This window comes from Bacillus sp. GMa5/1, assembly GCF_050172015.1.
Classification (GTDB): Bacteria; Bacillota; Bacilli; order Bacillales; family Bacillaceae_G; genus Bacillus_A; species Bacillus_A cereus.
Genome location: NZ_JBNLYC010000012.1, coordinates 38,801 through 52,163 on the forward strand (window position 1 = coordinate 38,801; position 13,363 = coordinate 52,163).

Consider the following 13,363-nt stretch of genomic DNA (forward strand, 5'->3'; position numbering starts at 1 on the left):
GGTGTTTTATGTATCCTGAAGTCATTAAAAAGATGGCATTTTCAAAAGAGCATAGAGATTTATTATTGAAGCTATATAATAAAGAGATTACACGTCGTGAATATGATCGGCTTGTACAATCGCTATATAAACCTTCTAAAGAGGTTTACGAGGGATAGAAATGGGGGAGACAATCTAGTGGATTGTCTTTTTAAAATTTATGTATGTTCTGATAAAATTAAGGTTAGCCTTACTAGGGAGGTGAAAAGATTGCGGAAACGTTTATATATAGGGATTGGAGTTATCTTCTTAATCGCTTTAGGTGGAATTGTATTTTGGTCAGCTTTACAAGGAAACCGTACAGAAAATTTTATTTTAAGACATATGGTGAATGACAATGGAACTCTTGCCACGTATCGTTTAGTAGATACTAAGGCAGGTACGGGTGAAGCCAAGGGACGTGAAGCTTTATCAGAATCAGCGGGATTATGGTTACAATATACACTTGATAAAGATGATCAGGCGTTATTTGATGAGCAAGTAAAGGTTATTCAAGATAATTTCGTATATAAGAATCATATCGTTTTATGGAAACTCTCTGAAAAGGGAGAGAGGCAGTCAGCTACAAATGCACTTATAGATGATCTTCGTATTATAGAACAATTATATCGTGCTTATGAAATGTATAAGGAAGAGCGTTATAAAAACCTTGCCGATCAATTAAGTGATGCTGTACTTCGTTATAATAAAAAAGATAATTATTATGTTGATTATTATGATGCAGATGCAGGGAAACAAAATGATTTTGTAACAACATCATACATAAATCCACGTGCATTCTCCTATATGAAGAAGTACGACAAAGTTTCTGCTCAGCAATATCAGGAAGTCGTTCAATTTTTAGCGGACTATCCAAGGCATGGCTGGGCATTCCCGAAAGAGTATAAAGAAGATGGTACATTTACGTACGATAAAGAAGTGAATCTTATTGACCAATCATACGTTGCATATCATCGAAGTTTAGGTGGTCTTTCATCAACTGCTTATTTGGAATTTATAAAGAAGAAATTCCAGGAGGATGGAAAGCTATACGGTCGTTACAATTTAGAAACGGGAAAACAAACTGTGAATTATGAATCGCCAGCCGCATACGGATTAACGATTTTGTACGTACTACAAACAGGTGATAAAAAGTTTGCGAAAGAATTGTATGATCATATGGCCACATTCCGAAATGATAACGTATTTAGTAGATATTATGGTGGATATGTAACAGGTGAAAATAATAATACGCATATTTTTGATAATGTACTACCACTTTTAGCTGAAATGGAATTAAAAAAGAGTGAACAATAAAAGTTGCCACCATATGAGGGTGGCAACTTTTATTTGTTGATATAATTTTACGTCCTAATGTTGGAGAAGTAATCAATCACGAATTCACGGAATTGCTGAGCTGTTTTTGATAAGTAGCGTTTTTTTGACCAACTTAATCCGATGGTTCGCTGACAATTGGGTTCAATAATACGCAACTTGCTTGATGCTAAAGTAGAGTTTTTTAATAAAGTTAAACTTGGAACAAAAGCGATGCCGAGACCTTGCTTAATGAGGTCACTAATCACGGTCGGTTCATCTACTTCAAAAGCAATATGCGGAGTGAAACCAGCTTCTTTGCAAAATTCATCCGTTAAGTGTCGAAATCCATAGCCAGTGTTCATACTAATAAACGGTTCGTTTTTTACTTCATGCAGGTGGATATTTTTTCGGCCTGATAAACGATGGCCTGAAGGGACGACTAAGAAAATTTCTTCTGTAATAAGTGGTTCCCAAACAATCTCCTCACCTTCAATTGGCACAGAGGAGATACAAAAGTCAATTTCTATATTATCTAGTTGTCGTTTCATAGAAGGAGTGGATGCAAGAAATTGTTGGAATCGAACGTTAGGATGTTCTAGTAAAAAAGAGCCAAGTAGTTCTGGTAATATTCTTGGAATAGAAACGGCCAGTGTAATAGAGCTTTGTTGTAATTCGGCTAAATCTTTAATTTCTCGTTCTCCTTCACTTAATTCATGAAAAATACGTTCTACTCGTTTTAAAAATACTTTTCCGAAAGAATTTAAAGTAATCTGTCGGCCTTGGCGATCAAATAAAGGGACTCCTAAATCCTTTTCGAGTCTAGCAATTGTTTTGCTGAGTGAAGGTTGCGCGATATGCAATTCTTCAGCTGCCTTTGTCATGTGTTCTAGTCGTGCAACTGTCTGAAAGTATTTTAACTGGAGCAGTTCCATTTCGAGTCTCCTTTCTATAGACCAAAAGGAATGAATTAATAATTAAAGATGTATTATACAGTATGTAAAGTGACGTGTATAGTAAATCTGTTAAACCATTCGAAGGGTGTTAAATTAGAAGAGGAGTATGTTTCATGAAGGGAATTAAACTTATATTTAAAGATTGGAAAGCGATGTGGCACCATAAACATGGACGTATCGCTTTAATTTTTTTATTAATCGTTCCGTTAATTTATTCAGGATTCTTTTTAGCTGGATATTGGGATCCGTACGGAAAATTAGATAAATTACCTGTTGCGATTGTGAATTTAGATAAGGGCGCTGCGATGGATGAAAAAACAATTCATGCAGGAGACGATTTTGTTAAAAATTTAAAAGAGAATAAGGAATTGGCTTTTCATTTCGTATCAGAAAAAAATGCTGATGAAGGGTTAAAAGAAGATAAATATTATATGGTTGTTACGATTCCGGAAGATTTCTCTAAAAAGGTAAGTACACTTATGAATGAGAAACCAGAGCCGGCACAATTGCAGTACAAAGTAAATCCAGGTAAAAACTTTGTAGCGGCTCAAATTGGAACGACGGCTGTTGAAAATATGAAAACAAAAATCTCGAATAGTATTACGAAATCATATACAGAAGGTGTTTTTTCAAAGTTTCAAGATTTGGCACAAGGGTTGATTGATGCAAGTAATGGTGCTGAGAAGTTACATGAAGGAACGACCGATGCAAAAAATGGAGCGAATCAGCTTGCGAATGGTATTGATCGTTTAAGTGACGGGACATCGAAATTGAAAGAAGGAAGTGACAAGCTTGCGTCTAGCCAATCTGCCTTAACGGGGGGAGCAAATGAGCTGAGTCAAGGAGCTACATCACTTCATAGTGGTATGGAGTTATTAGCACAAGGTGAAAAAACGTTACAATCAGGAGTTAGTGAATTAAGTGCTGGTACAAATGAATGGGTGAGCGGAAGTGAGAAGCTTGCTGAAGGGCAAGCGAAAGCGGACAATGCGGCAAATAGTGTGAAACAACAATTAGAAGAGTACGTGAAAAATCATCCGGAAGTGCAGCAAGATCCCGCTTTTCAAAAAATTGTTGCTACGTCTAATGGACTAGCTAAAGCAACAAGTACTTTAAATAATAGCCAACAACAATTGACACAAGGTGCGAAGAAGCTAACTGATGGTCAACATAAGATTGAAGAAGGCATGAATACATTCGGATTTAAGTTAAATGAAGCTACTGCTGGAACGAAAAAGATAGCAGATGGTGCATCGAATTTGGCTGATGGATTTATGAAGTGGGGAAATGGATTTACATCCCTGCAAGAAGGTGTAAATCAGCTTGCGAGTGGTGGAACGGAGCTGAATAACGGTGCTAGTAAATTAACAAATGGACTTGTTAAACTTGATGATGGTGCGAAAGAACTTTCTACGAAATTAGGAGAGGGCGCAGAGAAGATAGCGGATGTTCGTAATGATGATGCACGCAATACGATGTTCTCAGAGCCAGTTCAGTTAGTGAAGTCAACAGTTTCTGACGTTCCTAACTACGGTTCAGGCATTGCACCATATTTCTTATCACTTGCATTTTATGTTGGCGGAATTATGGCATCGAATATTTTACCTCTTGGCCGCAGACAAAACATGAAGGTAAGCGGAACGGTACATTTTATTAATAAACTAGGATTGGTATATTTAATTGGACTCATTCAAGCGCTACTCGTAGATGTAGTTGTGCTAGGAGTTATGAAATTAGAAGTTGCAAGTGTGCCACTTTTTGTTTTATCAAGTATTGTTATTTCCTTTACGTTCATGACATTTATTCTTATGTTAGTAACAGTATTTGGTCTTGTTGGAAAGTTCTTAGCGGTAACGCTTCTTGTCCTGCAATTAGCGACGAGCGGAGGTACTTTCCCAGGAGAATTAAACATAGCTGTTCTTAGCAAAATTGGACAGTTTCTCCCAATGTCTCATTCTCTTAGAGGATTACAAGATGTTATTTCTTTAGGAGATTGGTCGCAATTACAAATGCAAATTTTAATATTGTTATGTTATCTCGTTGTTGCCGGTGGAATTGCTTGGATCACGAGCCATATACAGCATAGAGAAACGAATGCAGAACAAGTTTCTTAAAATGAAATAAGCTATCCGATTTTTTCGGATAGCTTATTTTTTATTTGCGTTCCATTACTGCAAAGTAATTATTTTCATTATCAGCAAAGTTGAATGCTCTACCAGTAGGTAAATCTACAACCTGTCCAACTGTGACATTTTTCTCAGAAAGATCTTTATATAGACGGTCTAAGTCATTTGAGAAGAACATAAGTGAAGGTGTATTTAGGTTTAGTTCAGGTTGCATCTTCGCGATTAACGCTTTATCGTGAAGGACGATGCTTGTTCCTGCTTCTTTCGCCGGTGCAATTTCAATCCAGCGGAATCCGTTTCCGTTATTTTCTTCCGCAATGATTTGGAACCCTACTTTTTCTGTCCAAAATTGTACTGTTTCGTCTTGGTTATTTACATATAGCATAATTTGTCCAACTTGATTAATCATAGGTGTCTCTCGCTTTCTTTTTATATGCGTATTATTATATCAAATATATGGCTTGAATAGTTTTTTATGATTTTTTCGTAATACAACCTTCGTCCATTTCATCTTTGTTGTAGGAGAAGGCCCTGTAATCCAAGTATGAAATGGTATTGTGCTACAAATGACCATTGTTGAAATAGAGATAATGGCCGTTAACACAAATAGTAATAGGGCATATAATATAGTATTTTCTTGCAGTGTGAATAAGGAAAGAAGTTTTGTGCATAGTTGCAAGAAGAATAAATGAGCTAAATAAGCACCATACGTGTAATTACCAATGAAACGTAACGTTTTATATAAGAAACCACGACGCTGTACTATCATAATAGATAACACATACAGTATGATAATTTCGCATACGATATATAAAAACATAGATGGTTTTAAATAGGTAGAAACAGTTAAATGAATAGAGTTTGCTCCGTAAAAACTAAACAACTCATAATTGATGAATAAAAATAAGATGAAAAATAATATTGTTATAAGCGGGATATGTTTCATGACGAATAGACGCCAAGTTTTTAGTGCTACAGCGGCAATGCCGCCCATAACGAAATAGAATGAGTAGAATAGAAATGATCGATCTGTATAATGTAAAATTGTTGAACTTGTTAATTTTTCTCCATTAAAAATATAGTGAGAAGAGAACCACATTAATAGAAAATATAGGCAAGCGAAAAAGGTCATATATTTATATATGTCTTTTTTATTTTCTGTTCGTTTTTGAAACCAATAAAAAAGTGTGCATAGTAAAGGGAACAATAAGTGAATTTGGAACATCATAATAACGTACCAAAGATGGGGAGCGGCTGTTCCGAGTAATAAACTTTTTATTCCACTTTGTAACGTAATAAGATCATTTGTTGTTAATAAGTAAAGAATAGACCAAAAGAAATACGGAATGAGTAAGTGTATCGCTTTTTCGGAAATATATTCTTTATATACTAATTGCTTTGTATAGTGACGAATTAAGTGAAATCCAACGATAAATATGAATGCTGGTGCTGAGAATTTTGCAAGATTAAATAGCATGCCCATAATGAGGGATTGCTCAAGTAAGACATTTCCTTGATTCATTGTATATAATAAAGAACTTTGCAAAACGACAGCGAGAAATGCAATGCTTTGCAAAACTTTAAATTCTGGTGCGCTTTGAGTCATTAGATCCATCTCCTTTTCCATACATGATTATAGTACGGAGAATGGATAAGAGGTGTGGAATATTTGTGAAGGTTTTAACAAATTTGTGGCGGAATGGATTAACAACAAAGAAAGAGGATGCTCAAAACGAGCATCCTCTTTCTATTTATTAAGCAAATTTGTTTTTAATCCAGTTCTTACCTTCTACAAGGCGAGCTGTCATTACGGCACAAGCGTTATCTGCTGTTACGTTTAACATCGTTGCAGGAGGATCAATGATTGTACTGATTGCTGCGATAATTGGCAATGCTTCTGGCGGGAAGCCATATAAAGAAACGATTAACATTTCACCAATCATACCGCCGCCTGGAATAGCGCCCATTACTGTTCCTACTAATAGAGAAACAACAAGTGCGATTGCTAATGTTTTCGGTCCTTCGAATTCCATGTTGAAAATACCGAATAAGAAAGCAATTTTTAATACGCCGCCTAAAACAGAGCCATCTTTATGAAGAGTAGAACCAAGAAGGACAACTGTTTCACGAACGTCTGAAGAAATACCCATTTTCTTTGTTGCTTCTAAGTTTGCTGGAATACTTGCGGCACTACTACAAGTTGCAAGTGATGTAACTGTAGGAGAGACCATGTTCTTCCAAAATACTTGTACACCTTGTTTGCGACCTGCAAGGTATGCATAGAATGTGAAGAATACAAAGAAATAAATTAGAGAAGCAGGATAGTATACCATTGCTGCTCGGAAGTAAGTTCCAAGAAGTTGTGGTCCGAATTCGCCAACTAATGCTGCGAAGTAAGCAGCAAGTCCGATTGGAGCGTAGTACATAATGAAAGATACAACCTTCATTGAAATCTCTGCACCAGCTTGTAGGAATGTAGCAAATGGCTTTCCTTTTTCGCCAACTGCTGAAGTTGCAATCCCCATTAAGATAGAGAAGAAAATAAGAGCTAACATATTTTCACGAGATAGTAACTTCGAGAAGTCAGATACTGTTAAAATACCGACGATTTGATCTGCCACACTAACAGCTTTGCCGGCTTTGTCAGGTTGTGTTAGTTCTAGTACAACACCTTGTGCTGGCGGGAATACTTTCACGACAATAATCATAAAAATAGCAGCTAAAATACTTGTAAATAAGAAAGTCCCAGCCATACTAGACATAATTTTACCGAAACGTTTTAATCCATCCATATTAGCAATAGACGATGCGATGCTAAAGAACACTAGAGGTACAACAATCGTAAACATTAAGTTTAAGAAAATGTCACCAAGCGGCTTTAAAGCAACTGCATCGGCACCCATGAAATAACCAATGAAACCACCAATTAGGATAGAAGATAATAAAATAAGTGGAAAGCGATATGCCTTCATAAATATATCCTCCTATCAATTAAAAAAATCATACTGAATCATTATAGCGAGTTAGGGGCCCCTTTACTAGGAGAATACGGATAAATGGAATAGCGTGAAAATCAAGAAATTTTTGTTTTTAAGCTCGGCATACAGCAGGAAATCTAGACATATATATTTGTAACCTAGTGGTGGCAAGGAGTGCACCATAACTTAGGTAAAGAAAAAGGGGGAGGGAAGCGGGATGAATATTTTACTTTGCTGTGCAGCGGGAATGTCTTCCAGTTTGATTGTTACAAAGATGGAGAAAGCAGCAGAGGCAAGAGGGATAGAAGTAACAATCTGGGCAGTATCAGGTTCTGAAGTGAATAGTCATATTGATAAAGCTGATGTCCTTTTACTTGGACCGCAAGTACGTTATTTATTACCGAAAATGAAAGAATTATGTAAGGATAAAGGGATACCTGTTGATGTCATTCAATCTGTTTATTACGGACTTTGTAATGGAGAAGCTATCTTGCAAGCAGCTTTGTTAATGAAACCATGAGGAGAGTGGGATAGATGATACGGTTTTTAGAGAAGTATGTGATGCCGGTAGCAGGGAAGGTTGCAGAGCAGAGGCATTTACAAGCAATTCGAGATGGAATTATTTTAACGATGCCTTTCTTAATTATTGGATCGTTTTTCCTCATTATTAGTGCACTGCCGATACCGGGATATAACGATTTTATGGCAGGTTTGTTTGGGGAGAATTGGCAGCGAGCTTTAGGGTATCCAGTTAGTGCAACTTTTAATATAATGGCTTTAATAGCTGTTTTTGGAATCGCTTACAGACTTGGAGAGTATTATAAAGTAGATGCTTTAGCATCCGGGGCATTGTCGCTTGTGACGTTTTTACTTGCGACTCCATTTCAAGTTGCATATATTATACCAAGTACAAAAGAAAGTGTACTTGTAGAAGGCGCTATCCCAGCTGCATTAATGGGAAGCCAAGGGTTATTTGTAGCAATGATTATTGCACTTATATCTACTGAACTTTATCGGTTTATTGTACAAAAAAAGATAATTATAAAGATGCCAGAAACAGTTCCACCAGCTGTCACGCGTTCATTTGCAGCACTTGTTCCAGGATTTATTGTTGTAACAGTTATTTGGATTTTACGCTTAATTATAGAAAATACTTCTTTTGGCAGTATCCATAATATTGTAGGACAAATTTTACAGGAACCACTTAGTGTACTTGGTGCTAGTCTTTGGGGCGCAATCATAGCAGTTATTCTCGTTCATGTTCTTTGGTCTTGTGGAATTCATGGTGCTACTATTGTTGGTGGTGTAATGAGCCCCGTTTGGTTGTCGTTAATGGATCAAAACCGAGTTGCTTTTCAAGCTGGGCAAGATGTACCAAATACGATTACGGCACAGTTTTTTGACTTATGGATTTATATGGGCGGTTCTGGTGCAACGCTTGCTCTAGTTGTCGGAATGTTACTATTTGCACGAAGTCAACAATTAAAAAGTTTAGGGAGATTGTCAATTGCACCTGGTATATTTAATATTAATGAGATGGTAACTTTTGGTATGCCGATTGTGATGAACCCACTTTTACTAATTCCATTTATATTAGTTCCAGTCGTGCTAACAATTGTTTCTTACTTTGCAATGGAATGGGGATGGGTTGCACGTCCGAGTGGGGCCGCTGTACCTTGGACGACACCTATTCTTTTTAGTGGATATTTAGGATCGGGCGGGAAAATTTCAGGTGTTATTTTGCAACTTGTTAACTTTGCGCTAGCATTCTTCATTTATTTACCGTTCTTAAAAATATGGGATAAACAAAAACTGGCGGAAGAAAAGGGGGAGTAAAGAACTAAAATGGATACGATAGAGACGAAAGCTTTTCATTTAATCTTGCATGGGGGAAACGCGAGAAGTTGTTCAATGGAAGCAATTGATTGTGCGAAGCGTGGGGAGTTTACAGAAGCTGAAGCTAAATTACAAGAAGCACTAGAGGAATTAAAAGAGGCGCACCGTGTACAAACGGAGCTTATCCAGAAAGAGGCTGGTGGCGAAAAGACCGAAGTTACTCTTTTAATGGTACACGCGCAAGACCATTTAATGAATGCGATTACGGTGAAAGAATTAGCGAGTGAGTTTGTAGAGTTATATAGGAAGATGTCGGTGGATGAATGAACCTTGCTTATGCAAGGTTTTTTTATTTCACTAAATAGTGGGTTAAAATAATGAATTATTTTTCATTGAAAAAGTTTTTTTAGTGTTTTTTCATATTAAACACAACTAGACGACTAAACACTAATCTATTTTCATACAGTTATGTGTTAAAAGCGTGTTGTTTTATAACACACTGTGTGTTTTTTGGACGACACACTAATTGAAAGCGTTAACACACAAAGAAAATGCTCGAAAAAGCACTGATTTTAGTGGTTTTAAAAAGTTGGCACGCTAATTGCATTAATAAATAGCGTAAAGAAAAATAAATAAACATAAATTTTTTATACTACACAAGGGGGATTTTCAAATGAATATTTTATTATGTTGTTCAGCAGGGATGTCTACAAGTTTACTAGTTACAAAAATGGAAGCGGCTGCAAAAGCTCGCGGTCTAGAAGGAAAGATTTGGGCTGTATCTGGGGATGCAGTAAAAAACAATATCGACCAAGCAGATGTGTTATTACTAGGACCACAGGTTCGTTACATGCTCTCTTCAATGAAAACGCTTGCTGACGAGAAAAATGTTGGAATCGACGTTATCAATCCAATGCACTACGGCATGATGAATGGAGAAGCAGTTTTAGATCACGCATTAACACTTAAAAAATAATTAGGGGGGAAGCGAAATGCAAAAGTTTATTGCATTTATGGAGAAATATATTGTTCCTGTCGCTGGTAAAATCGGATCGCAACGTCACTTAGCTGCGATCCGTGACGGATTTATTGCAGTTATGCCACTTATTTTAGTTGGTGCACTGGCATCACTAATTAATGGTTTTCCATCTGAAGTTTTCCAAGATTTCATGAAAGGTTTGTTTGGTGAAACGTGGAAACAAGTCGGCGGCGGAATGTGGACTGGTTCTTTCGCGATTCTAGCACTAATCATAGCATTTACAACAAGTTATAACTTAGCAAAATCTTACGGCGTTGATGGTTTGTCAGCAGGTATTATTTCATTTGGTGCGTTAATTATTCTTACACCAACAACACCGAAAGAAGGCGGATTGAACTTAGCTTGGACAGGTGCACAAGGGTTATTCGTAGCAATTATTGTGGCACTCCTTGTTACTGAAGTATTCCGTTTCTTTGTACAAAGAAACATTACTTTTAAAATGCCTGATGGAGTACCACCAGCAGTTTTAAGATCTTTCGCAGCTATAGTTCCAGCATTTGTTATCTTAACAGTAGTTGCAGGTATTCAATTAGCAGTGAAATTATCTGGTACAAGTGTTCATGAATTTATTTTTAATACGATTCAATCACCACTGCAAAGTTTAGCAGGGACATTACCAAGTGCAATTATCATTGTAATCCTTGTTCATCTTCTTTGGTTCTTCGGTTTACATGGGCCAAATATCGTTGGTGGTATTATTGAGCCATTATACTTACCGGCATTAGAGAAAAATATGAATTTATTTAAAGGTGGTACATCTGCATTTGATGTTCCAAATATTATTACAAAACCATTCTTTGATACTTTCGTATACCTTGGTGGTTCTGGTGCGACATTAGCATTCTTAGTAGTGGTATTACTCGTAGCAAAAAGTGCACAATTACGTGGTGTATCTCGCTTATCAATTGGACCTGGTGCATTTAACATTAACGAACCAGTAATATTTGGTACACCAATTATTTTAAATCCAATTTTATTCTTACCTTTTATCCTAACACCAATTGTATTAGTAATTACTTCTTATACAGCTATATCTATGGGGTGGGTACCAAAAACAGTTGTGATGATTCCATGGGCAACACCACCAATTATTAGTGGTTATCTTGTAACAGGTGGACATATTTCTGGTGCAATTCTACAGTTATTCAACTTTGTAATTGCAATGGTAATTTATTATCCATTCGTTGTGTTATGTGACCGTTCAGTTGTTCGTACTGAAAAAGCAGCAGCGCAAGGTAATAGTAATTCTTTACCTATGTAACATAGTAATTGTTCTCATAGACAACGATACCTGTGAGAACAATTACCTTTATATCATGTTCAAAAAGATGAAAAACATCTATATGAACACTAAACTATCATTAATAAATTCATACTTTAATAGACATGTTCAAACTGAAGGGGTATTTAAATCGGTTGAACCTTATAGAGAGGGCGGTAATTATGATGACTACAGCAGAACAAATTCCATTCCAATTGATTTTAAATAGTGGTAACGCACGAAGCTTTGCGATGGAGGCACTTCAATTTGCCAAACAGGGGAAAATGGTAGAAGCAGATGAAGCGATGGTAAAGGCGAAAGAAGCGATTAATGAAGCGCATCATTTTCAAACAGAGCTCATACAATCAGAAGCAAGAGGAGAAAAAACAGAGGTTAGTGTTCTTTTAATTCACGCACAAGATCATTTAATGAATGCGATTACAGTGAAAGAATTAGCAGCAGAGTTTATCGATCTTTATAAAAAGCTTGAAGCGAAAGGGGAATAAAGCATGACTGGAATTAAAATTGCTACAATCGGCGGTGGATCTAGTTATACACCAGAGTTAATTGAAGGATTTATTAAGCGTTATGATGAGCTTCCTGTTCGTGAAATTTGGTTAGTAGATATTGAGGCAGGAAAAGAAAAGTTAGAAATCGTTGGTAACTTAGCGAAACGTATGGTGAAAAAATCAGGTTTACCAATCGAGGTACATTTAACACTTGATCGCCGTGAGGCATTAAAAGATGCTGACTTCGTAACAACACAACTTCGCGTTGGTTTATTAGAAGCACGTGCAAAAGATGAAGCAATCCCGTTAAAATATGATGTAATCGGTCAGGAAACAAATGGTCCTGGTGGTCTATTCAAAGCGTTGAGAACGATTCCTGTTATTTTAGATATTTGTAAAGATATGGAGGAGCTCTGTCCGAATGCATGGTTAATTAACTTTGCAAATCCAGCTGGTATGGTAACAGAGGCTGTCCTTCGTTATACAAATATTCAAAGAGTAGTTGGTCTATGTAACGTTCCAATCGGAATCCGCATGGGTCTTGCCAGATTACTTGAAGTAGATGCAAGTCGTGTTCACGTTGATTTCGCAGGTTTAAATCATATGGTATACGGACTAGATGTATACTTAGATGGCGTAAGTGTAATGGATCGTGTGTTAGAGCTTGTGACAGATCCAGAAAAACAAATTACGATGGAAAATATCGCAGCGCTTAACTGGGAACCAGACTTTATTCGCGGCCTTCGTGCAATTCCATGTCCATACCATCGTTACTACTACAAAACACGTGAAATGTTAGAAGAAGAGAAAGAGGCTTCTGTTGAAAAAGGTACACGTGCAGAAGTAGTAAAACAATTAGAAAATGATTTATTTGAGTTATATAAAGACCCGAACTTAGATATTAAACCACCACAATTAGAAAAACGTGGCGGAGCTTATTATAGTGATGCAGCATGTAGCTTAATTACGTCTATTTACAATAATAAAGGTGATATCCAGCCTGTTAATACACGAAACAACGGAACAATTGCAAGCTTACCACATGATTCAGCTGTTGAAGTGAACTGTATTATTACGAAAGAAGGCCCAAAACCAATTGCAGTTGGAGATCTTCCAGTACCAGTTCGCGGTTTAGTACAACAAATTAAATCATTCGAGCGCACAACAATTGAAGCTGCTGTTACAGGGGATTATCATAAGGCGCTGCTTGCTATGACAATCAATCCACTTGTACCATCAGATAAAGTTGCAAAACAAATTTTAGATGAAATGTTGGAAGCACATAAAGAGTATCTTCCACAGTTCTTTAAAAAGGTAGAGAAGTAA

At 36.7% G+C, this 13,363-nt stretch carries 14 protein-coding genes; 10 read left to right on the forward strand and 4 right to left on the reverse strand.

The genetic code is table 11. The features are described from left to right. Positions 1-8: 8 nt before the first annotated feature. Complete coding sequence (locus ACQGSG_RS05315) at positions 9-158, forward strand: hypothetical protein (protein WP_000283181.1); 150 nt, start codon at positions 9-11, stop codon at positions 156-158. A gap of 91 nt (positions 159-249) precedes the next feature. Beyond that, positions 250-1,335, forward strand: a complete 1,086-nt coding sequence (locus ACQGSG_RS05320; RefSeq protein WP_141521790.1) for a transcriptional regulator — start codon at positions 250-252, stop codon at positions 1,333-1,335. A gap of 47 nt (positions 1,336-1,382) precedes the next feature. Here ACQGSG_RS05320 and ACQGSG_RS05325 read toward each other — a convergent pair whose 3' ends face one another. Then, on the reverse strand, positions 1,383-2,267 hold the full coding sequence (locus ACQGSG_RS05325; RefSeq protein WP_000421928.1) for a LysR family transcriptional regulator: 885 nt from the start codon (positions 2,265-2,267) through the stop codon (positions 1,383-1,385). Positions 2,268-2,401: 134 nt separating this feature from the next. On the opposite strand from ACQGSG_RS05325, the gene ACQGSG_RS05330 reads away from it, so the two are divergent. Further along, positions 2,402-4,402: a YhgE/Pip domain-containing protein gene (locus ACQGSG_RS05330; RefSeq protein WP_098869936.1), complete on the forward strand. Its 2,001-nt coding sequence runs from the start codon at positions 2,402-2,404 to the stop codon at positions 4,400-4,402. Positions 4,403-4,442: 40 nt separating this feature from the next. On the opposite strand, the gene ACQGSG_RS05335 is transcribed toward ACQGSG_RS05330, so the two are convergent. The 3 genes from ACQGSG_RS05335 to ACQGSG_RS05345 all read right to left on the reverse strand — a co-directional run bounded on the left by ACQGSG_RS05335 (position 4,443) and on the right by ACQGSG_RS05345 (position 7,386). Further along, positions 4,443-4,823, reverse strand: coding sequence for a VOC family protein (locus ACQGSG_RS05335; protein ID WP_000610162.1), 381 nt, complete (start codon positions 4,821-4,823; stop codon positions 4,443-4,445). 39 nt (positions 4,824-4,862) lie between these two features. Further along, positions 4,863-6,020 (reverse strand): acyltransferase, encoded by a 1,158-nt coding sequence (locus ACQGSG_RS05340; RefSeq protein ID WP_000194317.1) that lies wholly within the window; start codon positions 6,018-6,020, stop codon positions 4,863-4,865. 148 nt (positions 6,021-6,168) lie between these two features. Continuing rightward, on the reverse strand, positions 6,169-7,386 hold the full coding sequence (locus tag ACQGSG_RS05345) for a dicarboxylate/amino acid:cation symporter (RefSeq protein WP_000649376.1): 1,218 nt from the start codon (positions 7,384-7,386) through the stop codon (positions 6,169-6,171). Positions 7,387-7,609: 223 nt separating this feature from the next. Here ACQGSG_RS05345 and ACQGSG_RS05350 point away from each other — a divergent pair, with 223 nt between their 5' ends. The 7 genes from ACQGSG_RS05350 to celF all read left to right on the forward strand — a co-directional run bounded on the left by ACQGSG_RS05350 (position 7,610) and on the right by celF (position 13,363). Then, positions 7,610-7,912, forward strand: coding sequence for a PTS sugar transporter subunit IIB (locus tag ACQGSG_RS05350; protein WP_065845554.1), 303 nt, complete (start codon positions 7,610-7,612; stop codon positions 7,910-7,912). A gap of 14 nt (positions 7,913-7,926) precedes the next feature. Then, on the forward strand, positions 7,927-9,228 hold the full coding sequence (celB, locus tag ACQGSG_RS05355) for a PTS cellobiose transporter subunit IIC (RefSeq protein ID WP_000617782.1): 1,302 nt from the start codon (positions 7,927-7,929) through the stop codon (positions 9,226-9,228). 9 nt (positions 9,229-9,237) lie between these two features. Continuing rightward, entirely contained in the window at positions 9,238-9,555 is a 318-nt protein-coding gene (locus ACQGSG_RS05360) for a PTS lactose/cellobiose transporter subunit IIA (RefSeq protein WP_000379645.1), read from the forward strand. Positions 9,556-9,901: 346 nt separating this feature from the next. Then, a complete protein-coding gene (locus ACQGSG_RS05365; protein WP_001023563.1) occupies positions 9,902-10,204 on the forward strand; it encodes a PTS sugar transporter subunit IIB in 303 nt (100 codons plus the stop codon). A gap of 16 nt (positions 10,205-10,220) precedes the next feature. Next, positions 10,221-11,528: a PTS cellobiose transporter subunit IIC gene (gene celB, locus ACQGSG_RS05370; protein ID WP_001168837.1), complete on the forward strand. Its 1,308-nt coding sequence runs from the start codon at positions 10,221-10,223 to the stop codon at positions 11,526-11,528. A gap of 182 nt (positions 11,529-11,710) precedes the next feature. Then, positions 11,711-12,034, forward strand: a complete 324-nt coding sequence (locus ACQGSG_RS05375) for a PTS lactose/cellobiose transporter subunit IIA (RefSeq protein WP_000989059.1) — start codon at positions 11,711-11,713, stop codon at positions 12,032-12,034. Between the two features lie 3 nt (positions 12,035-12,037). Then, positions 12,038-13,363 carry a 6-phospho-beta-glucosidase gene (gene celF, locus ACQGSG_RS05380; protein ID WP_000145762.1) on the forward strand — a complete coding sequence of 442 codons (1,326 nt, stop codon included), beginning with the start codon at positions 12,038-12,040 and terminating at the stop codon, positions 13,361-13,363.